Origin of the sequence: Enterococcus sp. DIV1083b (assembly GCF_051713705.1) — a bacterium.
Lineage (GTDB): Bacteria > Bacillota > Bacilli > Lactobacillales > Enterococcaceae > Enterococcus_D > Enterococcus_D casseliflavus.
This window is the reverse complement of the sequence record NZ_JBIOQJ010000001.1, coordinates 3,387,104-3,411,927: the sequence shown is the minus strand read 5'-3', so window position 1 is coordinate 3,411,927 and position 24,824 is coordinate 3,387,104. Positions and strand designations below refer to the sequence as shown.

General features: G+C 36.3%; 18 protein-coding genes and 2 pseudogenes. 16 read left to right on the top strand and 4 right to left on the bottom strand.

Annotated elements, in window-relative coordinates; all coding sequences use genetic code 11:
• The first annotated feature begins 28 nt into the window (after positions 1-28).
• Positions 29-1,132: a DUF3800 domain-containing protein gene (locus tag IGI69_RS16135; protein ID WP_086338818.1), complete on the top strand. Its 1,104-nt coding sequence runs from the start codon at positions 29-31 to the stop codon at positions 1,130-1,132.
• 328 nt (positions 1,133-1,460) lie between these two features.
• Here the strand turns inward: IGI69_RS16135 and IGI69_RS16130 are convergent.
• A pseudogene (locus IGI69_RS16130) lies at positions 1,461-2,180 on the bottom strand (tyrosine-type recombinase/integrase); the annotation flags it as partial.
• 996 nt (positions 2,181-3,176) lie between these two features.
• Here IGI69_RS16130 and IGI69_RS16125 point away from each other — a divergent pair.
• Genes IGI69_RS16125 through IGI69_RS16115 form a run of 3 tightly spaced genes read left to right on the top strand, consistent with a single transcriptional unit; the run spans position 3,177 to position 6,160 of the window.
• Positions 3,177-4,133 (top strand): ABC-three component system protein, encoded by a 957-nt coding sequence (locus IGI69_RS16125; protein WP_086338817.1) that lies wholly within the window; start codon positions 3,177-3,179, stop codon positions 4,131-4,133.
• Between the two features lie 33 nt (positions 4,134-4,166).
• The gene (locus IGI69_RS16120; protein ID WP_086338816.1) at positions 4,167-4,421 is read left to right on the top strand and encodes an ABC-three component system middle component 6; all 255 of its coding nucleotides are present in this window, start codon (positions 4,167-4,169) and stop codon (positions 4,419-4,421) included.
• Positions 4,412-6,160, top strand: coding sequence for a DUF2326 domain-containing protein (locus tag IGI69_RS16115; protein WP_086338815.1), 1,749 nt, complete (start codon positions 4,412-4,414; stop codon positions 6,158-6,160). Before IGI69_RS16120 ends, IGI69_RS16115 begins: the two co-directional genes overlap by 10 nt.
• Positions 6,161-6,607: 447 nt before the next feature.
• Here IGI69_RS16115 and IGI69_RS16110 read toward each other — a convergent pair whose 3' ends face one another.
• On the bottom strand, positions 6,608-7,051 hold the full coding sequence (locus tag IGI69_RS16110; protein ID WP_254907868.1) for a helix-turn-helix domain-containing protein: 444 nt from the start codon (positions 7,049-7,051) through the stop codon (positions 6,608-6,610).
• A gap of 681 nt (positions 7,052-7,732) precedes the next feature.
• On the opposite strand from IGI69_RS16110, the pseudogene IGI69_RS16105 reads away from it, so the two are divergent.
• The 5 genes and pseudogenes from IGI69_RS16105 (at position 7,733) to IGI69_RS16085 (ending at position 12,653) form a co-directional block, all read left to right on the top strand.
• A pseudogene (locus IGI69_RS16105) lies at positions 7,733-8,917 on the top strand (ABC transporter substrate-binding protein).
• Positions 8,918-8,946: 29 nt separating this feature from the next.
• Positions 8,947-9,816, top strand: a complete 870-nt coding sequence (locus IGI69_RS16100; protein ID WP_005233036.1) for a carbohydrate ABC transporter permease — start codon at positions 8,947-8,949, stop codon at positions 9,814-9,816.
• On the top strand, positions 9,806-10,639 hold the full coding sequence (locus IGI69_RS16095) for a carbohydrate ABC transporter permease (protein WP_005233037.1): 834 nt from the start codon (positions 9,806-9,808) through the stop codon (positions 10,637-10,639). Before IGI69_RS16100 ends, IGI69_RS16095 begins: the two co-directional genes overlap by 11 nt.
• A gap of 21 nt (positions 10,640-10,660) precedes the next feature.
• On the top strand, positions 10,661-11,272 hold the full coding sequence (locus tag IGI69_RS16090) for a YesL family protein (protein ID WP_086338812.1): 612 nt from the start codon (positions 10,661-10,663) through the stop codon (positions 11,270-11,272).
• Between the two features lie 70 nt (positions 11,273-11,342).
• Positions 11,343-12,653 (top strand): alpha-glucosidase/alpha-galactosidase, encoded by a 1,311-nt coding sequence (locus IGI69_RS16085; protein WP_086338811.1) that lies wholly within the window; start codon positions 11,343-11,345, stop codon positions 12,651-12,653.
• 876 nt (positions 12,654-13,529) lie between these two features.
• Here IGI69_RS16085 and IGI69_RS16080 read toward each other — a convergent pair.
• Entirely contained in the window at positions 13,530-14,378 is an 849-nt protein-coding gene (locus IGI69_RS16080) for a helix-turn-helix transcriptional regulator (protein WP_254907867.1), read from the bottom strand.
• Positions 14,379-14,586: 208 nt separating this feature from the next.
• Between IGI69_RS16080 and IGI69_RS16075 the strand changes: the two genes are divergently transcribed.
• From IGI69_RS16075 to IGI69_RS16045, 7 genes are all read left to right on the top strand, one after another.
• On the top strand, positions 14,587-15,774 hold the full coding sequence (locus IGI69_RS16075) for an MFS transporter (protein ID WP_086338809.1): 1,188 nt from the start codon (positions 14,587-14,589) through the stop codon (positions 15,772-15,774).
• 865 nt (positions 15,775-16,639) lie between these two features.
• Positions 16,640-17,632: an ABC transporter permease gene (locus IGI69_RS16070; protein ID WP_086338808.1), complete on the top strand. Its 993-nt coding sequence runs from the start codon at positions 16,640-16,642 to the stop codon at positions 17,630-17,632.
• Between the two features lie 15 nt (positions 17,633-17,647).
• On the top strand, positions 17,648-18,532 hold the full coding sequence (locus IGI69_RS16065; protein WP_010748894.1) for a carbohydrate ABC transporter permease: 885 nt from the start codon (positions 17,648-17,650) through the stop codon (positions 18,530-18,532).
• Positions 18,533-18,580: 48 nt separating this feature from the next.
• Positions 18,581-20,188 (top strand): ABC transporter substrate-binding protein, encoded by a 1,608-nt coding sequence (locus IGI69_RS16060; RefSeq protein ID WP_002323465.1) that lies wholly within the window; start codon positions 18,581-18,583, stop codon positions 20,186-20,188.
• Positions 20,189-21,673: a glycoside hydrolase family 32 protein gene (locus IGI69_RS16055; protein WP_086338807.1), complete on the top strand. Its 1,485-nt coding sequence runs from the start codon at positions 20,189-20,191 to the stop codon at positions 21,671-21,673. It begins immediately after the preceding gene.
• 176 nt (positions 21,674-21,849) lie between these two features.
• Positions 21,850-22,842 (top strand): LacI family DNA-binding transcriptional regulator, encoded by a 993-nt coding sequence (locus IGI69_RS16050; protein WP_002323463.1) that lies wholly within the window; start codon positions 21,850-21,852, stop codon positions 22,840-22,842.
• Between the two features lie 51 nt (positions 22,843-22,893).
• Entirely contained in the window at positions 22,894-23,763 is an 870-nt protein-coding gene (locus IGI69_RS16045) for an ROK family protein (RefSeq protein ID WP_086338806.1), read from the top strand.
• A 433-nt stretch (positions 23,764-24,196) separates the two neighbouring features.
• Here the strand turns inward: IGI69_RS16045 and IGI69_RS16040 are convergent, their stop codons facing one another.
• A complete protein-coding gene (locus tag IGI69_RS16040) occupies positions 24,197-24,736 on the bottom strand; it encodes a DUF1697 domain-containing protein (protein WP_086338805.1) in 540 nt (179 codons plus the stop codon).
• Positions 24,737-24,824: the final 88 nt, after the last annotated feature.

The following is a 24,824-nucleotide window of genomic DNA, read 5'->3' as shown; positions in this document are numbered from 1 at the left end:
TAGACTATAGAAAGAAGTAAAGTATTTAATGGACTATACAAAAGTTGTTAAGACTATTTCAGAACTTCATAACGTTCCAAAAATGGACAAAGAATATGAACTTTACTATGATGAGACTAATAACTCACGTGTTTTTCGTTTAACAGATGATGGTTTTAATTTTAATGAGAAAGCATATTTCATATTAGGAGGACTTGCATTTGAGAAAGGAAAGTATCCAAGTGAGGATAGTTTAAAGAATCTCGTAGAAAAGTTGAAAGTTCAGCAGAATTCCATGGAAATAAAATTTAAGCATATTCAGCAGAAAGCTAAAGTATTTTTGGAATTGATTTCTAAAAAACGTGTTAGAGATTTTATTGAGTGGCTGTATGATAATAAATGCTGGATTCATTATTCCTATAGAGATAATTTTTATTATAGTATAGTTGATATTGTAGATTCACTTGAAGAATCTTCTTTTGGAGGTTTCGAGTTTAATAGAGGGCTAAAAAGTACTTTATATGACTGTATTACTAAAGATAAAGATTGGTTTATTCATTTGATGATTTACTTTGACTATCCTAATATAAAAGATCATAACCAATTTATTGATGAAATATTGAATTGGTTTGAGAGAATAAACCCCGATGGAAATAATTTTGATATTGAATATTTGAGGCAAAGTATGAAAAGTCATAGAAAGGATATTCTGATATTTTTAGAAGGTAATACTGACAGGGTTTTGATTGAAAATTACGCAGATATCTATAGAAATTCAATCCTTATTTTTTATAATTCTATTCATGTGTTCGATGAGGAATTAGAAATACAAAAAATTTTGGATAAAAACACAATTGAAGTGTTTGGAAAAAAAGTTTCATACGAATTTGTTAAATCAGACAATTCAATATTTGTTCAATTATCAGATTTAACTGTAGGAATTCTAAGGATGTGGATGGGATTTTTAGAGAGTCACAGTATTTCTGAGTTAAACGAATTATTCTTAAATTTACCAGTTGCACAAAAACAAACCATAATTCAGTTTCAGAGCTTAATGTACAATTCGCTTTTAGAAAGTTTTGGTTTCAAACATGGCTCTGGTAGCAATCAATTTGAAGAGAAAATAAATTATTTTATGGAATATAATTTCTGATATTTAGAAAATATTTATAGTATCTGTTTCGGCTCGCATATTTTTGTTTAAAAAGTTGACACCATTGATTTCAAATTTCTTGAAACCCACTGAAATTTTCAAATATGAATCACGCTGTATCCATTGATGCTAAAGGGTTTTGAAACTCATTCAAATTCCAATAATCGAACCAGGTCTTAAGAAAGCTCGTAAAGCTTAACAGTTTTCAAAACGTTAATATTCGCTTTATATCAACATTACAAACGCCTTTTGGTTACCACCATCTGGCGTTTTTTTGTTGATTACGAGAAAAGTTGACCCTATAATTCACTCCATTTCCACACAAATCGTTTTTTTTATTTCGATAGGCGATTTCGCCAACAGTTATTGGAACGACATTAGAGACGTTTACATAGGTTTTAGTAGTGCTTGTAACGCTATGTGTCAGAGCTTCTGACATCTTTTCAAGTGACACACCTGATTGACGTGCTAGTGTCGCTACAGTGTGTCTCAATTTGTGTGGAGTCGCATGTTTCAGCTCTGGATGTCTATTTCTAACAGCCTTCATTATACTGTTTAAATAGTCAGCATGTAAACGACTTTTAACATTTTTTTTGGTATCAATATAGGTAAATACATATTGTTTGTTCGTTTGAATGATATTAACATGTGCTAGTTCTTTTGGCTGTTGCAATTTCTAAGAGTGAAGCAGAGTAATCAATTCATTTGGGACTGAGAAGACGGTTTTTTCATTTCCTTATTTTCAATAGTTACATCAGAAGGAGGCTTATCAGTCGAAGTAGTTTGACCAGCTTTATAAGCTTCCCACCAAACATTTTTGTAAAAGTCAGAGAAAAGAATATCTGTATCCACCTCATGAACAGATAGATAACCACCATTTAAGATTTTGTCTATTTTATTACGTGTCTCAAGCTCGAATTTTTTTCATCTCCACTTATTTTAAAACGTTTTTCTAAAGTCTTTGAAACAACCCCAAAAGAAGCTCAGGCTTCTTCGGAAAGATACACTCTAAGTCTGTATATTTCATTTTTGTTTTAGTTATTGTCATGATAAAGCTCTCCTTTGCTTCTGAGCTAGAATGTTATCATATACTAATTATAAAATAACCAGGCATGCTTCTCTAATCCTTTAATCCATTTATGGATTTCGTGTCTATCGAATATAGCAGTTTTGCTAATTTTAATCACAAGCTTGTTCTTTATTTAAGTAAGGCCCTTATAATCCGCCATTGTGTAATTGGTTGTTTAGCTCTTGTTTTATAAGTTCAGTTAGCAACAGTTGAATTTCCTTTATTTGTTCAGCTGGTAGGATTACTTTCATATGAATTACCTCTTGATCCATTTATTGTATTTTAAAATAATAGAATTGAAGAATAGTTTATTATTACTACTTCTTTGATTTCATAGACTTTTTTCCATTGCTTTGGCCGGTGCTAGAAGCAAGTCTTTTGTCATTTTCCATTTCATATTTGTTTTAAATATATCCATGATTTTAACGGGATCATCTTTTTTTGAACAGTAGATTAATAATTATTGTGATTTTATTATATGAAAAAAAAGAATTATTGGGTAAGAATAGCCACGATAGAGTTACAAAAAGCGAATCAAATTTTTAATCAAGAGGTAAATAATTCAGAGTATATCAATGGAAAAATGGTTTTCCAGAAAAATTTTATAACTATTCTGATGTTTATCGTCTTTGGAGACTAATTGATGAAGGCAGTGGCAAGACTCTAAAAGAGGTATACAACCTTCTAGAACAACAGCAATTTTATGAAGATCAATTATCAATTCAAGAAGAAATAAAATATCTACAATAAGATATTGCTTCATCTGCACGAATGTCTGCGATAGCATCTACATCTGTTAATACAGCAAAAATGTATTCAAGGGTAAAATAGAGGAGTATAGTGGAATTATAGTCTGAAAAACTAGCTTACGATTTTCGTGAGCTTTTTTGATTATTAGGTTTAAAATAATGCTATCTAAAGGCATATTCTATGATAAAATCAAATCAGATAATATAAAGTGAATGGTGAATATTTATGGATAGACAAACAAAATATATTTGTAGATTACGGTTTCAGAACTTAATTTACTCATCTGATGCCCAAGCCTTTGAAGATTTATTTGTAAAGATAATGAGCAAAACGTATCCAAATTTTCATTCTGTAAAGCCGCAAGGTTCTCATGGAGACATGAAAAATGATGGTTATATCGGAGAAGAAGGCATTTATTTTCAGGTTTATGGACCAGAGAATATAGAAAAGAGTATATCTGATGCTAGAAAAAAAATAGAAACTGATTTTACAGGTTTAATTAAACAGTGGGATGGTGTCAAAGAATTTTATTTTGTAGTAAATGATAAATATAAAGGTGTAGGCGCAAAGATACACAAAGAGCTTCAAGGATTGAAAGATATTCTAAAAGAAATAGGTCAAGATAATGATATCAAAACAAATTTAATGGGGCCAAGAGATCTTGAGAATTTGATTTTAGAATTGGATTTAGATACAGTGTTTTCAATAATTGGCTATTTACCAGAAAGCATTGACGGAATTGATCTTGATTATGCAGCTTTAACAGAAGTGATAGATTTCATTTTGAAGCTTCCTGTCAGTAGTGGAAAAGATAAGTTAGCTGTTCCAGATTTCAATGACAAAATACTATTTAACTTTGGCAATAACGATGGTAAAATAATTAGTTCAGCAGTCGCTGATAGAATAAGAAGATATAGCGAAAATTATGGAGACATAGAAATTTTCTTTATGAACCAAGGAAATCTTATTCGATCTGAGCTCCAAAAAAGATTTTCAGAATTATATTCTGAGTCCAAAAAAATAATTTTAGATGATAGTGATAATTATCCTGATTTAAGGTATATGTATATGTTAGAGGAATGCCTTCCTTCAGAAGATAAAACTTTTGGAAACATGGTAGCTGTAGAGTCGCTATTTGCATACTTTTTTGAGACTTGCGATATATTTGAGGAACCTAAATGAATTTTACATAAAAAATATAGGGGGGTGAAAGGATTGATTTTACCAGAGAAACATATTTATTTATCTGAAACATTATATGGGTTAGGTGGTCTAATTCTTTCATCATTTAGAAGCTCAGATACTCACTTAACTGTCGATGAACTTTGGGTAAAGCTTGAAAAAAAAAATAAAACAAAAAATTTAATTGTAGATTTAACATTTGATAAGTTTATTTTAAGTATAGATTTTTTATTTTTAATGGGAGCATTAGATTTAAAGGAAGGAGGTAAGCTGAATTTATGCACTTAGTATGGTTGTCTGCTAATAAGTATTCATTTCATGATATTAAATTTAAAAAAGGTATTAACTATATAGTTGGGAAAAAATTTGATAACGAAGTTTTTGATAAAAAATCCACTTACAATGGGGTTGGCAAGTCCTTAATTATCGAATTAATTCATTTTTGCTTAGGGAGTAATAAGATTACTTCTTTTGAAGAGAATCTGAATGAATGGGAGTTTATTTTACAATTTGAAGCTAAGGGTAGTCAGCATACTGTTATTAGGAGCTGTAAAAATCAAAATGATATTTATTTAGATGGTGAAATATATGGATTGAATAAATTTAAATTGAAAGTCATGGAACTAATTTTTGATTTTTCATCGGAGACAGCTATTAGTGAAATTACTTTTAGAACATTAATTTCAAGATTTATTAGAAGAAATAGAGCATCGTACACTTCATACAAAAGTTATGTAAAAAACGAATCGGAATATAGCTCTTTAATAAATAACAGTTATTTATTAGGATTAGATGTAGGATTGATAGAAGCTAAAAAAGATAATAGAAAAAAAGAAGAAGCTCTGAGAAAGACGCAAGCGACTTTGGAGCAGGACTCCATAGTCAAACAATATTTTCAAAACAATGATGATACTGATTTGCAAATATTAGAGATCAAAGACAAAATTGCTGAATATGAACAAACGATTAAAGAATATAGAATTGCTGAAAATTACAATGATTTAGAAGAAGAAGCTACGCAGCTTCAAACTAAGAGAAGAGAACTAGAGAATAAAAGAGTTTTACTTCAAAAGAGATTAAATTCAATAAAAAAAGGACTTAAGTTATCACCTAATTTAACTTTAAATGAAGTTAGTAAGATGTATGAAGAAGCTAATGTTTTATTTCCAAGTAATGTGCTAAAGCGATTGGAAGAAGTGACTACGTTTCATGATCAACTTATATCTGTTCGTAAAAATAGATTGTTACAACAACAAAAGGAAACCTCTGAAAAGATAGAAATTTTAACTAAAGAGATAACGTCAAAAGGTCATCAGTATGATGAAATATTGAAAACTTTAGATACTCATGGTGCATTAGATGAGTATAACGCTGTTATCCAACGTAAGGGAGAACTAGAAAGACAGTATCAAAAATTGTCAGAATATCGTGAAATGTTATCAGAAATTGAATTGGAGCTTTCCAAAACTAAAGAAATTTTTGAAAAAGAGAATACAGATACTTTAAAATATATTCATGATAATCAAAACCTTATTGATAATATTAGAGGGACTTTCAGAGGATTGGCTAAACAATTTTATAATGACAAGCCAAGTGGTATAGAGATAAAGCTAAACAATGGTGATAATCAAAAAAGATTTAATATTGAAGCCAAGATTGTAGGAGATTCGTCTGATGGTATTAATGAGGTTACGATTTTCTGTTTTGATTTAACTCTATTATTACTACGTAATACAGAAATAAGAATGATTTTTCATGATAGTAGATTATTAGCTAATATGGACCCTCGTCAAAGACTAGCTTTATTAGAAGTATTGGAAAATGAAATTGGTTATTCAGATAATAGTGAGTTTCAATATATAGTATCACTTAATCAAGATATGATTACAAGTTTAAAAGAGGTTATTAAAGAAGAAGAATATGAAGTTGTCTCACAGTTGATAGCTGATAATACTATTCTTGAGTTAACGGATGAATCTAGTGAAACTAAACTTTTAGGTATGGATATAGATTTAAAATATGATTAAAAATGATAAATTTTTAACAAGAGATATTTATATAACAAAGTCGAATGACGGTGTGAATTTTTGGTAATTTCTAGCTCAGAATTATATTTTTATGTTAAAGTTTACACTATTCACATGAAAGGGATTCAAACTAGTTGAAATATTAGACTTTGAAAGTTCCGAAAAGCACTGTTTTTAAAGCTTTTTGATGTTCATTCAAACAACCGTTGTTTGAACCAGGTATTAAGAAAGCTCGTAAAGCTTCACATTTTTCGAAACGTCAATTGCCGGATGCGTTGCGAATTTATTCGCTTATAAATCCAGTAAAACTAGCAAAGAGTAATAGAAATCTAAACATATAAAAAGAAGTACTCAAAAATGATTTATTTTGAGTACTTCTTTTTTATGTATTGATATCTTGCTTCTCTCGCAGCTTTTCAACTAGAAATACGCAACCATACCACTATTCTATTTTCGAGATAACTGTTCACTAATCAAACGACTTGTCACTTCAAACGCCGTAGTGATGTTCTTTCGCTCTTCACTAGAAAGCACCTTTCCTGAGAAGGTTAAGTTAGGTTCTTTTTTTAGAAAATCAAGAAACTTTACCATTTGTTTAGAAATATCTTTTTGACTGCTATTTCGATAGTCTAAGAAATTCTTTTGTAAATCAGGGATAGCTTCGGTTTGATTATCAAGAATTAAATCTGTAGACACATGAAATATTTCTGCTAGTTTTAAAATCTCGGTATCTCTTAACGGTCGCTCGCCTCGTTCAATTCTGCCGAGAACATTTTTATTAAGGTTCATTAGCTTTGCTAGATGCGCTTGAGAATAATTTTTACTTTCTCTGAGATTAACCACATTTTCCCCTATTCTTGAGGGTTCGTATAAGTTCTCTTGTTGGGACATAAGTTCTGCACCTCTCATACCTGTTTTATAAAAGCGTATCACAGAATACAAAATAGGTATGTTTTGTATATAAAATAGATTTTACTGTTTAAATATCTATTTTGTTGTGATAAGATGAGTTGTATACAAAATAGATACGGTTTTAATTAAAACTGTTATAGGTTGAAAAATGGAAATGAGACTATGTGCTGGGAAATACATTCGTTCAATCTATTTCCATGGGAATCAGCTGTTGCCAGTTACTTTTTTATCATGAGTTGTCAAATCAATCAGATAATGCAAGTCCATATACAACACTAATTTTTAAACTTACCAAGGAACTTCATGATTAAGGTAAAGTTCAATAGAATATGCTCATAGTCACGAACTGGAGAAGAGTTTCATCACACACCTAAGACTTTCCTAACAGCACCAATGATAAAACTTTGATCGATCATAGTAAGTGAAAGAGAAAGGAGGAATTTTATAAACGTTACCACTTGATTTCCAGACAAAGTTTGCGAGAAAGGCTTAGGCTTTAGTTGATTTTCAACCAAACAATTATAAGGAGGAATTTATGTGAGAAAAAGATTGTGTTTGCTAGGGATAGTTTGTTTTGTTAGTATCCTGTTTCTATCGGCTTGTTCCAATGAATCAAATCATAGTGAGTCTGGCAGCAATGAAGGAAAAGTTTCGCTAACCATGACAGCCTGGGGAAATCCCGCAGAACAAGAAGTATATCAGCGAGCGATTGATGCCTATATGAAACAAAATGAAAACGTATCCATCGAACTTATTCCTGCTCCTGGGGATACGTATGCGCAGCAATTACTCACGCAGTTGCAAGGAAGTCAAGCTCCTGACTTATTTTATGTAGGGGAGGTACAAATGGCGCAACTGATTGCGACTGGACGATTGATTGAATTAACAGATTTCTTGGAATCAGAGGATAGCTATGTCAAAGTTGATGACTTTGCCTCAGGAATCTGGGGACCTGCTCGAAGAGGGGAGCAAATCTACGGTGTTTCTGTCGATTCCAATCCAATGTTGTTGTATTACAACAAAAAAGTGCTAGAAGAAGCAGGACTTGATCCTAACGAACCGCAAAAATTATATGAATCTGGAAATTGGACTTGGGATAATTTCCAAAAGATAAATGAGACGGTCACTGCTAATGGAAAATATGGTCATGTCCTAGAAAATGGTGCACATCACTACTTCAGTTGGTTGTGGTCAAATGGTGGAGAAATGTATGGGGACGATGGTTCGTTTATTTTACCTGAAAATGAACGAGGAATAGAAACCTTTGCTTATTAGACGAAAAATGTAATTGACGGGAATTTCACCTATGCCGGGGCTTTGCCAGAGGGGCAAGGTGGGGATGCCATGTTTATGTCCAACCAAACAGCCTTTGTGTCAGCGGGGCGGTGGTTTACACCAATGTTCAGCGAAAATGAGGCATTAGAGTTTGATTACATTCCATATCCTACTAATACAGGTGAACAAATCGAGCCTAGCTTTATTGCAACCGCGTATTTAGCAGTAGGTGATCATTCAAAAAATAAAGAAGAAGCGTTGCGCTTTCTATCCTACTATACTTCGGAGCAAGGACAACGGGATCGGTTAGAAGATGAGGGGAATGCTGTTCCTTCTGTGACGGCAGCAGATGACATCATTGAAAATGCCACGATACCTGAGCATGCCAACTATTTAATCGATGCAAGAGATATCGGTAAAGTAGAAGACAAACAGGCATTGGTTCCAGGACTAAGTGATCAATTAGAAAGTATTCTGGATCTACTCTTCTTAGGGCAGTTAGAGCTTGATGAAGCTGTAGTACGCTTGGAAAAAACAGCCAATGAATTGATCGAAGCCAATCAACCGTAGCAATACTTATTAGATGAGGAGGTGGTAGGATGAGGAAAAGCACAACAAAATGGGCCTGGTTATTTCTAACGCCACAATTAGTAGGGCTCATCATTTTTTCTCTGATTCCAGTGGCAATAGCAATTGGCTTGAGCTTCATGTCATGGGATGGATTTGGTGCTCGGACGTTTGTAGGGATTCAGAATTATATCAATCAATTTGCCAATCCTGATTTTTGGACAGCAACATACAATACATTGCTCTATACCTTATTCACTGTTCCGATCGGTCTGAGTTTGGCGCTGGTATTAGCGGTCGTTTTGAATAAACGTACTGGAAAAAATGTGTATCGATTGTTCTTTTTCATGCCGGTTGTGACAAGCTCAGTCTCTGTGTCCGTCATGTGGATGTGGATTTTAAATGGTGATATTGGGATATTGAATCAGGTATTGGGGATGATCGGTATCCAAGGACCTAATTGGCTGACGGACACTCGGATCGTGATGCTATCTATCGCTATGTTAAGCATCTGGTGGCAACTAGGGTACAACATGGTAATTTTTTTAGCAGGTATTCAAAATATCTCCAAATCCTATTATGAAGCCGCGGAAATGGATGGTGCCAGTAAGTTGCAGCAATTTTTTAAAATCACCTTACCGATGCTTTCACCAACGACATTCTTTCTATCCATTATGGCGATCATTAGTTCGTTTCAAGTGTTTGACCAAGCGTTTGTTCTTACTCGAGGTGGTCCGGGGAAAGCCAGTTATACACTTGTTTATCACATTTATCAGCAGGCCTTTATTGATTTTCGCTTTGGGTCAAGTGCAGCAGGCGCGGTTATCCTGTTTGTAGCGATTTTGGTTCTTACATTGATTCAATTTTATGCGCAAAAAAGGTGGGTTCATTATGAAGAATAAGAAAATTAGCGTAGGCAAATTGTGCTTACACGGATTACTAGCAATCGGTTCTTTTTTGATGGTCTTTCCTTTTCTCTGGACGATCGGCAGTTCCTTAAAAAATATGACACAGATTTTTGCAATACCACCTGTTTGGTTCCCGAATCCGATTGTCTGGCAAAATTACCTCGATTCATTGCAAGCGATGCCTTTTGGTCGCGCCTATTGGAACAGCTTCTACATTACGATCATCGTCGTTGTTAGTCAGCTTTTCACTGGATCGATGGCTGCTTATGCTTTTGCAAAATTGAAATTCAAAGGTTCCGAGGCTCTGTTTCTGCTATTTTTAGCGACAATGATGATTCCTAAGCAAGTCACCATGATTCCATTGTATTTGATTATGGACAAGCTCGGCTGGTTAAACACGCATTTGCCGTTGATCATTCCTGGTGCTTTATTTAACGCCTTTGCAGTTTTTTTATTGAGACAATTTATTCGAGGAATCCCCAAAGAATTAGAAGAGGCGGCAGTGATGGATGGTGCGAGCATCCCGCGTATTTATTGGAGTGTCATATTACCATTGATCAAACCGGCGCTTGCAGCCATGACGATCTTTATCTTTATGGGCACGTACAATAACTTCATGGATGCATTGATTTATCTTTCAACGCCTGAAAAATTCACGGTTCCTTTGTTGCTAAATAACTTTAAAGGACTCTATGTGACAAATTGGTCTTACATGATGGCAGGTGCCACGATTTCGGTAATTCCAATTATTCTGGTCTATTTGTTTGCCCAACGCTATATTATCGAAGGAATCACATTGACAGGGATCAAGGGATAGATAAAAAAGGATGATTAATAAGTGAAAATCAATCAACTGGCACAGTATCTAGAGTGGGTAATGAAATTTGCGTACCTCAACATTCTCTGGTTAGGGTTTACCCTTTTAGGGGTTGGTCTCTTTGGATTTTTTCCAGCTACGATGACTAGCTTCATTCTGTTAAAGAGCTTCATCGTTGATGGTGAAACCGAATGGACAGCGCAGGACTTCTTTATTTGCTATAAAAAAGTATTTTTTCGTAGTAATAAATTAGGATGCATCTGTTGGTTGATTCTCGGCAGCTTAGGGATCAATTTTCACATAGTTTTAACCTCCGAAGAGCCGCTGTTTATCGGTTTACGCATTCCCATACTATTAGCGATTATTGGTACTTTATCCATGCTTGTCTATGTGTTTCCTATCAGTGTTTATTGGGGAAGATCGATGTATCAGACCTTTTTTTCAGCAGGATGCTTTGCACTGGCATTTCCAGTTCAAACAGCTAAGGTCTTGGCTTTGCTTATTCTCATAGCGTGTATAGGGTTTCTTTTTCCGATGTTTCTGTTGTTCTTTTCTGGAAGTGTATCAATGTATCTAGTGTTGAAAAATTATGTCTTGCTACAGATAAAAATAGACAAACAATCGATGGAGTAAATGTTGCCAATAGGAAAATAGAAGATTGATTTTTCGAGAAAATATGGAAGAGATTGAGAGGAGCAAGTACATGGTTAAAATTACATTTATTGGTGCAGGAAGTACGATATTTGCAAAAAATGTGTTGGGGGATGCGATGCTGACCCCAAGTTTATCTGAGGCTGATATTGCATTATACGATATCAATGAACAGCGGCTTAGAGAATCGGAGCTAATGTTGAGAACGATCAATAAAAATGCCAATCATGATCGGGCAAAAATCCGAACCTATCAGAATCGCAAAGAAGCTTTAACCGACGCAGATTTTGTCATCAATGCAATCCAAGTAGGCGGCTACCAGCCATCTACAGTGATTGATTTTGAGATTCCCAAAAAATACGGTCTAAGACAAACCATTGGTGATACCATGGGGATCGGTGGGATTTTCCGCACCCTACGGACATTGCCAGTGATGCTAGAGTTTGCAAGAGAAATGGAGGAAGTCTGCCCTCAAGCTTGGTTATTAAATTACACCAATCCAATGGCGATGTTGACGATGGGGATTTTGAAAGGAACGAAAATTAAAACTGTTGGACTCTGTCATAGTGTGCAAGTTTGTGTGTCAGAGTTGTTTAAGCAACTTGGGATTTCAGAACAATATAATGCTGATGAATTTCAGTGGAAGATCGCCGGGATCAACCATATGGCTTTTTTACTGGAATTGACAAAAGACGGGAAAGATTTTTATCCAAAAATCAGAGAACTAGCAGCAGCCAAACCACATCCTCATCAAGATTCGGTGCGTTTTGAACTGATGAAACGTTTTGGCTATTACATCACAGAATCCAGTGAACACAATGCAGAATATCATCCTTACTTTATTAAAAATTTGTACCCAGAATTAATCGATAGTTTCGATATTCCGCTAGATGAGTATTTGCGCCGCTGTGAAAATCAAATTAGTGACTGGAATCAGATGAGGGAAAGTATTGTTATGAATGGGGAATTAACCCATACTCGCAGTAATGAATATGCGTCATACATTATGGATTCAATTGTAACTGGTACTCCTTCTGTTATAGCAGGGAATGTTTTGAATAAAGGCCTCATAACCAATCTTCCTGAAGACTGCTGTGTTGAAGTCCCCTGTTTAGTGGACAAGAACGGCATTCAACCAACCTATGTAGGTCAACTGCCTACCCAGTTAGCAGCGTTAAATCGAACAAACATCAACGTACAAGAATTAACAGTCGAAGCTGCATTGACATTGAACCGGTCGAAAATCTATCAAGCAGCTTACCTAGATCCGCATCTCTCTTCAGAACTCTCGCTAGAAGCAATTACTTGCCTAGTGGATGAATTAATTGAAGCCCATGCAGGTTATTTGCCAGAGTACAAATAGAAAAAGTTCGGCTTTAGTCTATTGTTATGGTGCTGGAAGTAGGGCTACATTAAAGCATAGATACAAATTAAAAAAGATGTAGTGGCGGCTTTTTCATCATTCATTTCGAGAATCTATTAAAAGAAGCGAACCAAAAAATTGTAAAATGATTTTTTAGTTCGCTTCTTTTTTGTTTTTGCGTAGAAAATGATCCAACACAAAAAGTCCGTTCGACAGAAGACCTGAGAAAATTTGGACCGAATCTTTCTTTTAATACAAATCGGAAAAGATCCGAAAACAAGTGTGGTGGTATCGTTAGTCCAAAATTGATGACAGAATGCTTTAAATGATTCGTCTGTCGATGTCGAATAACTCAAATTTCCCCTAGTTACGACAGATGACGAAAAGTACTTAGAATATAAGCTTCTTTTGATATATAATGTTATCTAAGGGGATGAATCACTCCTAATTTTTGACATCGACAGAAAGAGGACTATAAAGCCTATTATTTCAATGTGTAGTAGATGCGGGGTTCAAATCTAAAATAGTGGAATGTAAATAAAAGAGATCAAGCTTTTGATATTTATAGAAAAGCGGTTCAAATCTAAAAGAGTGGAATGTAAATCGAAGACATACCAAAACAACTTATGGGAGATCCTAGTTCAAATCTAAAATAATGGAATTTAAAGCTACTTGTTGACCGCTAGTAACAACCGTGTGATCTTATCTAAATCTAAAATAATGGAGCATCAACAGCATTCAATTAACGATCGACTGAATCATCACAACATCACCCTCCAAAAAAGATGGAGGGGCTAGTCACTTTCTCAGCTCAAAACAAACTTTCATCACCAATTCCCTCATTATAAACAATGCAATCCTCCAATAAACCTGCTATCAACCCAAAAACTGTCGTCCCTCCTTCTCAATCAACTCACAAGTCCATTTATCTTCAAATAACGATGCCATCTGTCTTGCTTGCTCAAACAAATCCGTATCTCCGATCGCAAAACTTTTTCGAGCAGTGGCTAACGAGTAGTAATCATAGCGCTTGCTCTTTTTTGCCAATAGCAGGGCTTGATCCGCGGCTTCTTTCGCCTCTTGGTGTTGCTGCTCTTGCAGATAAAGCAAGGCGACATTCAAATGAATCGCACACTGTAAAGACATAGTGTTTTCTAGTGCTTCGTATTTTTTTAGTTGTTGGATCAATTGGCGGGCGATGGCGTGGGCGATTTCAACTGGAAAGAGGTATAAAAGACAATTGATCAGCTTAATATCATCAAGGGTCCAGTCGGAATAAGCTTGAAGTGCATCCCAGGGAACCGTCAAAAGAACTTTGGGCAGGCAAGGAATTTCTTTTTCTGCATTCGTTGAGAGCGCTGTGAGAGAGTCGATTACATACAACAATAAGTCAATGGTTTTACTGACGGATGTTCTTTGGAAAAGTAAACATTGTTCTTTCAAAGCAAGCAATGCTTTTAGATCCTGGTTGGAAAACAAAGAGAAAAATTGATGCAAGATTTGTTGTTTTTCATTTAAACGGTATCCTTGGGCGATGTAAAAAAATTCCTCAAAACCGCAATCGATTCGCGCTAAAAGTGCGATAAAAAGGGTAACGGAGGGCGTTAATTTTTCATTCTCAAATTTAGATAAGGTGGTTCTTGAAAGCAGGTCTTTACAAACTTGCGCTTGCGTGATGCCACGGCTTTTTCTGATTTTACGATACGTGGTTCCTAAATTATTCATAGGCACCTCCTTGAGCAATGTGATTATAGTGTACATAAGATAATTTTACCCGTCAATCTGGTATAGTAGAACTATTAGACAGCTAGGCAACACCAGATAGAGGAGGCCCACAAATGAATCATACAAAATAAAATCCTTTACTTAGCAAATGGCGATCAATAACTAGAAAAACGAGCAATCGTTATTTCTAAGTAAAGGTGGAAAACAAATGAAGAAGAATCAGGGATTTACTCAATTGATCATTGGCCAAACAGTGGCGAATGTCGGGGATACCATTTATATTGTGGCAATTATCAGTTCTATTTTTAGCTGGACGGACTCTGCTTTGGCAGCGGCGCTTGTCCCAGTGCTAGTAACAGGAGGTGGTGTCATTTCCGGCTTTCTCTCACCGGTCATCACGAGTTATTTTCGCTTAGAACAAGTGCTGAAGGTCAGCCAGATGTGCAAAACAGCCTTACTCTTTTTTATGACCGCGTATCTCTATCTGAAAGCTGAAACGATGAATCTATTGGTTTTATATTGCCTTGTCGCATTGATTTCGTTTTTGGACGGCTGTTCAGAACCAATTAGTCGTGCCTTGATCCCGAAATATGTGGAAAAGCATCGCCTCGTCAAAGCCAATGGAATATTCAATTCGATGCTTCAAACAGTCAACATCGGCAGCTGGGCGATCGGAACCTCCTTGCTGCTAGTATTTTCTGTTCATCAGTTGGTTTTATTAGACAGCTTTCTGTTTCTAAGTTCCTCGATAGTATTAGCGTTTTTGCCTAGAACGACTCGAGAAAAAAACGAAAAGCAGCCATTAGGACACCAGTTGTTTATTGGCTGGCGCTGGATTATGAAAGATCCTCTGGTTCGGGTGATCGTTGGTATGGACATGCTGGAAAGTATCGCCAATACAGCCTGGGTGTCCGCGATTGTGTTAGTATTCGTCCGAGAAGTGATGCAGGCACCTGATGCTTGGTGGGGCTATATCAACGCCACTTATTTTGTTGGTGCGTTGCTAGGAAGTGCGCTGGTGATGCGATTTTCCGAGCGGTTTGATAAAAACAAACGAACAGCGATTGTAATGGGCGCTGTCTTGGGCGGACTGATCACCGTTGCCGTTGCCCTATCAAGCGACCGCTTTTTGATTCTAGGACTATCCGTTTTAATCGGGCTCTTTTCCCAGATCAAAAATATTCCACAAGCCTCATTAATCCAACAAAAAGTAGCAGCCGATCGATTGGTTGCCATCTACGCTGCCTCAGGCATCTTAAATTCCGGTGTTTTTGCTTTATTCACCTTGTTGATGGGACAGGTAGCAGATGTTTTTGATGTACGGTGGGTGTTTGTTCTTTCCGGCAGTTTATTGCTTCTAGTGGGGCTGATTGCAGGGAAGCTTAAAGTTAGTTAAAAGTAAGAGAGATAGTAGTCAAGAGAAACTCTTTTTTACTAAGTTCTATAAGATAAAACTAGCTTTAACGGTTAGCTTAGGTAAAGGCACGTACAGGAAGATGAAAAAGTAATCACAGCTAGTTAGGAACAGTCCCTGACTAGCTTTTTGCGTAGTGATCTAAACGCTCTTACATCGAGAATACAATGATTATTGTAGATTTGATCAGTAGCTGATCACAGATCATTCATATGCAAAAGCATTTCGTAGCTGAATGTTGAGATTGACTAAGTATGGGACTGCTATAGGAGGAAAGCGCAAGCGTCTCTATAGAAAACTTGATTACTTGAAAGAAAAGCTTTGTATTGATTTGGAGTAAACTCACAATTTTTTTGAATATCTTTAGTTTTCCGAGATTCCCCTAAAAAGCTCATCTAACAGCTCTTAACCTTATATACATTTACAAATTTAACTCTTATCTTTTCGCTTTTAGTTAGTTAAAAAGCAAAAAATAAATGTGAATCCGAGCTATTTTTAAATAATTAACTAGATAATCTTCCGATTGGAACGGTTAAACAGTGAATGATTGTTAGAAAATAGATTAGGGAATGCAAGTTGTGATAAGTAAACTCATAAAAGAAGAATGCTAGAAAAGTAGAGAAAAAATAGGATTAATGAAATAATCGAGATCCTTAATTTTTAACAATTTTCGTAAACCATAAATGAATTGAAGGAAGCTTAGTGTGAGTGAAAGAATAATTACAAAAAAATATTGACTTAAAAAAATGGCTATGGTAATCTATAAACGAAAATAGTGGGAACGTTTCCAAAAAAGCATCTTCGTTAAATTTTTATTTTTTTAAACAAAAATGGAAACGTTTCTAAAATGTATTGGGAGGAGATTGAATTGGAAAAGACATTGGGACCAGGTGGTGAGATAAGGACGGTACAACGGGATAAAAAAAATATCTCGAAGTGGAAAAAATTAAAGAAACAGTTGCGGCGTGATAAGTGGATGTACTTGTTGCTCTTACCAGGTATCATCATGACGTTTATCTTTAAGTATGTGCCAATGTACGGTGCTGTGATTGCATTTAAAGACTATAATCCTATGCTAGGAATTTTGGAAAGTCCTTGGGTAGGACTAGATCACTTTAGGGAATTTATCAGTTCACCAAATTTTACGCTTTTGCTGAGCAACACATTAAAAATTAGCATTTATGGTTTATTGTTAGGTTTTTTTCCACCAATTATTTTAGCACTGAGCTTGAATCAAATTATCAATAAAAAAATAAAACAGAAAATCCAGTTGATTCTATATGCGCCGAATTTTATCTCAGTAGTTATTATCGTGGGGATGCTGTTTTTGTTCCTATCCGCAAATGGACCTATTAATGGGTTAGTAGAAAAGGTTACGGGGCAACCAATTATGTTCATGTCTAATCCAGCTTATTTCAGAACGATTTATATTTTATCGGGAATTTGGCAAGGAATCGGCTGGTCATCCATTCTTTACACCGCGACGCTGGCGGGAGTCAGTACCGATTTATATGAGGCAGCAAATATCGATGGGGCAAATATTTTACAAAAGATTTGGCATATCGATTTGCCGGCATTGAGGCCTGTAATGGTGATCAGCTTCATCTTGGCCGCCGGCGGTATTATGAATGTAGGATATGAAAAAGCCTACTTGATGCAAACTTCAATGAACATCCCTGCCTCAGAAATCATTTCCACTTATGTATACAAAGTCGGCTTGCAATCAGGTGATTATGCCTACTCTGCTGCTGTTGGTCTGTTCAATATGATTATTAATGTCGTTTTATTACTGATTGTCAACAATATAACCAAGCGGCTAAACGATGGTCAAGGCTTGTAATGAAAGGAGAAAATTATGAATAGTGCTTTATCAAAAATCGACCGTCAAATCTTATGGTTGAATCGAGTGATTGTAACTTTTTTAGTCGTCATCACCATTGTTCCGCTGATTTATGTACTGGTAGCTTCTTTTATGGACCCAGCTACTTTGATCAATAAAGGTATAAGCTTCAATCCGAAAGATTGGACAATACAAGGATATCAACGGGTATTTGCAGATGATTCCATTTTACGCGGTTTTGTAAATTCGTTGTTTTACTCTTTTAGCTTCAGCTTATTGACTGTATTTATTACGATGATCACTGCGTATCCTTTATCTCGACCTAACTTGGCTGGGAAAAAGATTATTATGACTTTTTTTGTCATTACAATGTTCGTTGGTGGCGGCTTGATACCTACCTATTTATTGGTAAAGAACTTGGGCATGTTAGATAGTGTATGGGCGATTATCATACCAGGTGCTATAAATGTGTGGAATATTATCTTAGCGCGTACCTATTTTAGTGCTTTGCCAAAAGAACTTTCTGAAGCTGCTACTATCGATGGCGCCAATGACTTGCAAATACTGTTCAAAGTCATGCTTCCATTAGCTAAACCAATTATGTTCGTATTGTTTTTATATGCCTTTGTTGGGCAATGGAACTCATATTTTGATGCCATGATCTATATCAAAGATCCCGACTTACAGCCGTTGCAACTCGTATTAAGAAATATTTTGATCCAAAACCAACCCTCACAAGACATGGTGGGAGCCAATACAGCCATGGCAGAAATGAAACAAATTGCTGAGTTGATCAAATACGCAACGATCGTCATTTCTAGTCTGCCATTAATCATAATGTATCCTTTCTTCCAAAAATATTTTGATAAAGGTGTTTTAGTTGGTTCTGTTAAAGGATAAGTATTGTTCACTATTTGTATGAATAAAAATTATAAAGGAGATTTTAAGATGAAAGCAAAATGGATGCTGCCAATCGTTTTTACTTCCGTACTAATTTTGGGGGCTTGTGGAGGCTCAAAAGAAAAGAGTACATCAAGCCCTGATTATGAACTAGAAAATGTCTCTTTTCCATTGAAAGAAAAAGTATCTTTAAAAATGATGTCTCAAAGTGCCCCTTTGGCTCCCAATGATCCTAATGACAAATTGATTTTCCAACGGTTAGAAGAAGAGACCAATCTCCATATTGATTGGACAAACTACAGTAGTGATTTTGCCGAAAAAAGAAATTTGGATATCGCTAGTGGGGATTTACCAGATGCCATCTTCAACGCCGCTGCAGGTGACTATGATTTATTAAACTGGGCGGAAAGTGGCGTTATTGTACCGATTGAAGATTTGATCGAAGATTATATGCCAAATCTGAAGAAAATTTTTGATGAAAACCCCGAATACCGACAAATGTCTACTGCACCTGATGGTCACATTTACTCTATGCCTTGGATTGAAGAATTAGGCGAAGGAAAAGAGTCGATTCATACAGTAAATGGGATGGCTTGGATCAACAAGGAGTGGTTGGATAATTTGGGTCTTGAAATGCCGCAAACCACTGATCAGTTGATGACTGTGTTGGAGGCTTTCAAGACGCAAGATCCAAATGGTAATGGTGAAGCAGATGAAATTCCTTTTAGCTTTATTAACAATGGAGGAAACGAAGACTTAAAATTTTTAATGGGGGCATTCGGTCTAGGTGATAATGATGACCACTTAGTCGTTGATAACGATGGCCAGGTACAATTTACTGCTAACAAAGAAGGGTATAAAGAAGCCATCAAATATTTCAATGAAATGAATAATAAAGGTCTTATTGATAAAGAGGCTTTCGAACAAGATTGGAATACGTATGTTGCCAAAGGGAAAGAACATAAGTATGGCGTGTATTTTACTTGGGATAAAGCAAATATCACGGGTGCAGATGATAGTTATGACGTCTTGCCAGTCTTAGCGGGACCAGATGGAACGAAACACGTTACTCGTACGAATGGCATGGGTTTCTCAAGAGATCGTTTCGTAATTACTAGTGCGAATAAAAACTTGGAACTTACAGCTAGGTGGATAGATAAAATGTATGAACCGTTACAGTCTGTCCAAAATAACTGGGGAACCTACGGTGATGAAGCACAGGCGAATATTTTTGAATTAAAGGATGGTATGTTAAAACATTTGCCTTTAGAGGGGACAGCACCGGGGGAACTAAGACAAAAAACCGAAGCTGGAGGACCATTAGCAGTTCTTGATTCTTATTACGGCACAGTCACGACAATGCCAGATGATGCGAAGTGGCGTTTAGATTTGATGCATGACACGTATTTGCCATATATTACAGAAGACAATATCTATCCACGTGTCTTTTTAGAAAAAGAAGAAACAGATCGATTAGCAAAAATTGAAACAGATATGTGGGATTACATCTATCGCAAAAGAGCAGAGTGGATCACCGGCGGTAAAATCGATGAAGAATGGGAAGAATACCTTGCTGAATTGGAACGTGTAGGTTTGGAAGAATGGATTCAAATAAAACAAACTGGCTATGATAATTTTTTGAAGGGAGCACAATAAGTGTTAGTAGAAGAAACGGCGATTTTGGATAAAGCAAATCGATTTATTGAAATGATGCGAGGAAAAGTTAACCCTCAGTATCGACAAAACTATCATTTTTCCGCACCCATCGGGTGGATAAATGACCCCAATGGATTTATATATTACAAAGGGCATTACCATCTCTTCTATCAATACTATCCTTACGATAGTCGATGGGGGCCCATGCATTGGGGGCATGCGCGCAGTAGTGATTTGGTCCATTGGGAAGATCTACCAGTAGCGTTAGCCCCAGATCAACCTTATGACAGCGGCGGGTGTTTCTCAGGAAGTGCAATTGAAAGAGACGGAAAACTATATTTATTTTATACAGGCTGTCAAGAAATTGATGGTATTAGCCATCAGCATCAATGTTTGGCGGTCTCTGAAGATGGTATTCATTTTAGCAAATACAGTGGTAATCCTGTGGTAGCAGAAAAACAGCTAGGTGAGAATGGGCTGATACAAGAATTTCGTGATCCTAAAGTAATTGTTCACAACGATGCTTACTATATGGTAGTAGCTACTAAATCTACACAGTCTACTGGTAGAATAGTGATGTTTCAATCGTCAGATTTGTATACTTGGCACTTTTACTCTGTGTTGCTAGAAGGGACTTCAGAGCAAGGAATAATGTGGGAATGTCCTGATTTATTCCATTTAGACGGACGAGATGTCTTAATCATGTCACCGATACAAATCAAGAAGAACGGACTGGAATATCATAATATCAGTTCTACCATGGCTTGTATTGGTGAGGTAGACTGGGAAACAGGTCAGATGATAGTTGATAATTTCCATGAAATGGATTTTGGAATGGATTTTTATGCACCACAAACAACAACAGATCCTAATGGTGGACGGGTGATGATTGCTTGGATGCAGATGTGGGATCGTACATTGCCTACACATGAGTTAGGCCATCTTTGGGCAGGCTCTATGAGTTTGCCCCGAGAGTTAAGAGTGAAAAAAAATCGATTGGTACAAAAACCCATCTCAACTGTATATAGTCATTTAGTTTATCAACAAGGCAGTGAAAATATCGCAGTGACTGACACATCAGTCGTATTTCGAAACGCACTGTCGGATTCTTCATATTTACATCTAGTCGCAGATTTGGAGAAAGCAGAAGTTTTTACAATTGAATTACTGCGGTCTAAGACGGATTGTCTCAAACTAACTTATGACACTGCTAAACAGGTTTTTGAATTGGATCGTCAGAAACTAGGAAGAGAGCTTACAGGGGCGGAAGAAGAATCTCTGAATGTCCGAAAAGTTGAAGTACCTTTGATTGATAATCAGCTCGTTCTTGAGATTTTTAGAGATACCTCATCAGTTGAAGTCTTTATTAATGGTTTAGAAGTTATGACGGCTACTTTCTATGAGCTGGAAAAAGCTCGAGATATCTTGTTTCATTCGATTGGAGAAAGTCGTATTCAAGCTTTTGAAACAGCGAGTGTGAAATAAATGTTTGATTGCTTAGGCGGTGTATCAATTATTTAATAGGTTTTGAAGGATAATATTTTTAGAAAAGAACAGATAGCTAGATTTCCCATGACTTTGCTATTAGTATTTTGAAAAAATTAGTAATTTATGACAAAATTCATTATACTAAACTTGTGCAGAAATGTGAGGGATCAACTATGAAAGCAACAATGAAAGATGTCGCAAAATTAGCAGGTGTCGGAGTAGGAACTGTTTCCCGGGTATTGAATAACGGTTCTGTTAAAGCTTCTACTAGAGAAAAAGTTGAAGCAGCAATGACAGAGTTAAACTATCAACCAGATTTTTATGCCCGGGGGTTAAAGATGAAGCATACGAATACGGTTGCTTTGATTCTACCCACTGTATGGCATCCATTTTTTGGCGAATTTGCCTACCATGTAGAAACAGCATTAGAAAGACAAAACTACAAGCTTTATTTGTGTAACTCCAGTGGTAATAGTGAAAAAGAACAAGAATATATCCAGATGGTCAGCCAAAATAAAGTAGACGGCATCATTGGAATTACTTATTCAGATATCGATGAATACATTTCGAGTAATCTGCCTTTTGTTAGTATTGACCGTTATTTCACTGAAGAGGTGATTTATGTGACCGCTGACAATGCGGCCGGTGGACGTTTGGCTGCAAATGAACTTTATCGCCGAGGATGTCAGAATGTAGCATATATCGGTGGGTACCAAGAAACACCGAATGAAACGAAGAGTCGTCGAAAATATTTTGAGATCGAGTGCCGTCAACTGGGGATTTCCTATAAAGCGTTAGATATGTTAGAACCTTTAGACCATCTCTCAGAACGTGTAACAAATTTTTTGTTAGAGAATCCCGATATCGATGGGATTTTTACGATCAACGATCCGATGGCATTAGCTGTCATTGGTATGCTTGAAAAAATAGGGAAAAACGTACCAGAGGATGTCCAAGTTATTGGATTTGATGGTCAAAAGATGACAGAAGGAGATCCTTATTTAGTCTCAACGATTGCCCAACCTACAAAGCAAATGGCGGAAGTGGCAGTGGCAAAATTAATTGCTGTCATTAATGGAGAGACAGTAGAAAAACGTACCGTATTGCCGATTGAATTTGGCGAAGGTGGCACAACGAAACCTTTAGTGAGAAACGATTTTGCTTAGTGCAAATACGTTTCTTTTTTTGAAAATGAGTGAATGAAAGGTGTAGATAAAATGTTATATGGCGGGATAGAAGCTGGTGGAACAAAGTTTGTCTGTGGGATTGGTAATGAACAATTACAAGTGATAGAACGGAAAAGTTTTCCTACCACAACACCAGAAGAAACGATGAAGCAAGTGTTTGATTTCTTTGATAAGTACAAAGGAAATATCGCATCAATTGGTGTAGGAGCATTTGGTCCTATTGATATTCAAATCGAATCAAGAACTTACGGATATATCACCAACACACCGAAGTTAGCTTGGCAAAATTATCATTTTGTAGGAGCTTTGGAAAACGCCTTGTCGGTTCCCATCTATTGGACTACCGATGTAAATGCTGCTTGTTATGGAGAATATATGGCAGGTTATGGAAAAGGTAAAAATAGTGTTCTGTATTACACCGTTGGTACTGGTGTTGGTGGTGGAGCTGTAGTGGGTGGGAAAATAGTCGCAGGTTTCAGTCATCCTGAAATGGGACATATGCTCCTACAACGTCATAATGAAGATCAATTTGAAGGAATCTGTCCTTTTCATCATGATTGTTTGGAAGGGTTAGCCTCAGGACCCGCGATTGAAAAGCGCTTTGGAAGAAAAGCCCAAACCATTTCATTTGATCATCCTTATTGGGCGATTGAGGCAGATTATCTTGCTCAGTGTGTGTATAACACAACGTTACTATATGCACCGGAAGTAATAATTTTAGGCGGGGGTGTAATGAAACAGCCGCAACTACTCGAGTTGATTCGCCAAGCGTTTAAAGAAAAAATGGGTTCCTATGTGGATACCCCTACTCTCGAAGAATACCTACTAACTCCAATGCTTGCTGACGATGCAGGATTGATCGGCTGCTTAGCTTTAGCAATAAAGAAGTTGGAACAATAACAGCATGTCAAAGAACGTGTGTAATAGTTTTTAAAACAGTTAGGATAGATAAAAAAGGTTAACTATAATGAGAGCTAGAAAAAAGGATAGCTAATAATAGATGTTCATATGTATCTTTTGCGTAATCGAATGTTGCAAATAAGAATTTTTTCTTTCGTTCTATACTATTGTCTAGTTGACTCAAATTGCTTCTTAATGCTTGATTTTTGTTTTATCATAGATATTCAGTATAGAAATAAACGATGTGAAAATCTATTATTCTTCTCGGTAGTTTATTGCTTCTAGTCGGGATGATTGCGTAGAAACTTAACGTCAATTAAAGCGCATCACGAATAGTAGTAACGAGAACTAATTAGACATTAGAATGTTATAAGAAAACCGTCAGGAGAGTCTACCTGACGGTTTTTATAATTATTAGAAGGCTTGCTATTCCTCACATCTCCGCAATCTTCCGCACCGTATTGATAGTCCGAATCGTAATCTGTTTGCCGACGCTGGTGCTGGCTGTTTTTTTCCACCAATTGGTTTTTTGATAGTCTTTGCGGATGTAGGACCAGAAGACGACGTCTTTGTAAGGGAAAACCTGTTCAAGGTCGGCATTTGGAGCCCCGAGTTTTTCAGATAACACCTCGTAGGTCAGTGAAGGCATCAAAAAGATCAGGTTGTCATAGATGGTTTTATCTTCCGTTCCTGACCAGTCAGGTATATGGGTCAAGCGTTCCTGCAGGTCTCTTTGGCGAATGATATAAATAGCGATATCAAAGGAAAAGTACCGTTTGATCATTGCTTTAATCATTTCGGCAAGGGCTTGTGGATCATCATCTTCGCTAGAAAAAATCACATTGCCGCTATTCAAATAAGTGACCACATTGCTAAACCCCAGTTCTTCAAAACCGGCTTTCAATTCTTTCATAGAAATTTTGTTATTCCCACCGACATTGATGCCTCTTAATAAAGCGATGTATCGTTGCATGGCTAGACCCTCCTTTAAAACGCTTCTTTTAGCTGATTATAGAATGGATGGAGAAGAAGCACAATCCTGGCTTCTCAGCTACCCAAAA

What these genes read in the sequence shown, in the direction of transcription:
- IGI69_RS16110 (WP_254907868.1), bottom strand. Translation starts at nt 7,051, where the DNA reads ATGTCCCAACAAGAGAACTTATACGAACCCTCAAGAATAGGGGAAAAT.
- IGI69_RS16095 (WP_005233037.1), top strand. Translation starts at nt 9,806, where the DNA reads ATGAAGAATAAGAAAATTAGCGTAGGCAAATTGTGCTTACACGGATTA.
- IGI69_RS16050 (WP_002323463.1), top strand. Translation starts at nt 21,850, where the DNA reads ATGAAAGCAACAATGAAAGATGTCGCAAAATTAGCAGGTGTCGGAGTA.
- IGI69_RS16125 (WP_086338817.1), top strand. Translation starts at nt 3,177, where the DNA reads ATGGATAGACAAACAAAATATATTTGTAGATTACGGTTTCAGAACTTA.
- IGI69_RS16085 (WP_086338811.1), top strand. Translation starts at nt 11,343, where the DNA reads ATGGTTAAAATTACATTTATTGGTGCAGGAAGTACGATATTTGCAAAA.
- IGI69_RS16065 (WP_010748894.1), top strand. Translation starts at nt 17,648, where the DNA reads ATGAATAGTGCTTTATCAAAAATCGACCGTCAAATCTTATGGTTGAAT.
- IGI69_RS16135 (WP_086338818.1), top strand. Translation starts at nt 29, where the DNA reads ATGGACTATACAAAAGTTGTTAAGACTATTTCAGAACTTCATAACGTT.
- IGI69_RS16115 (WP_086338815.1), top strand. Translation starts at nt 4,412, where the DNA reads ATGCACTTAGTATGGTTGTCTGCTAATAAGTATTCATTTCATGATATT.
- IGI69_RS16040 (WP_086338805.1), bottom strand. Translation starts at nt 24,736, where the DNA reads ATGCAACGATACATCGCTTTATTAAGAGGCATCAATGTCGGTGGGAAT.
- IGI69_RS16070 (WP_086338808.1), top strand. Translation starts at nt 16,640, where the DNA reads ATGTATTGGGAGGAGATTGAATTGGAAAAGACATTGGGACCAGGTGGT.
- IGI69_RS16045 (WP_086338806.1), top strand. Translation starts at nt 22,894, where the DNA reads ATGTTATATGGCGGGATAGAAGCTGGTGGAACAAAGTTTGTCTGTGGG.
- IGI69_RS16060 (WP_002323465.1), top strand. Translation starts at nt 18,581, where the DNA reads ATGAAAGCAAAATGGATGCTGCCAATCGTTTTTACTTCCGTACTAATT.
- IGI69_RS16100 (WP_005233036.1), top strand. Translation starts at nt 8,947, where the DNA reads ATGAGGAAAAGCACAACAAAATGGGCCTGGTTATTTCTAACGCCACAA.
- IGI69_RS16075 (WP_086338809.1), top strand. Translation starts at nt 14,587, where the DNA reads ATGAAGAAGAATCAGGGATTTACTCAATTGATCATTGGCCAAACAGTG.
- IGI69_RS16080 (WP_254907867.1), bottom strand. Translation starts at nt 14,378, where the DNA reads ATGAATAATTTAGGAACCACGTATCGTAAAATCAGAAAAAGCCGTGGC.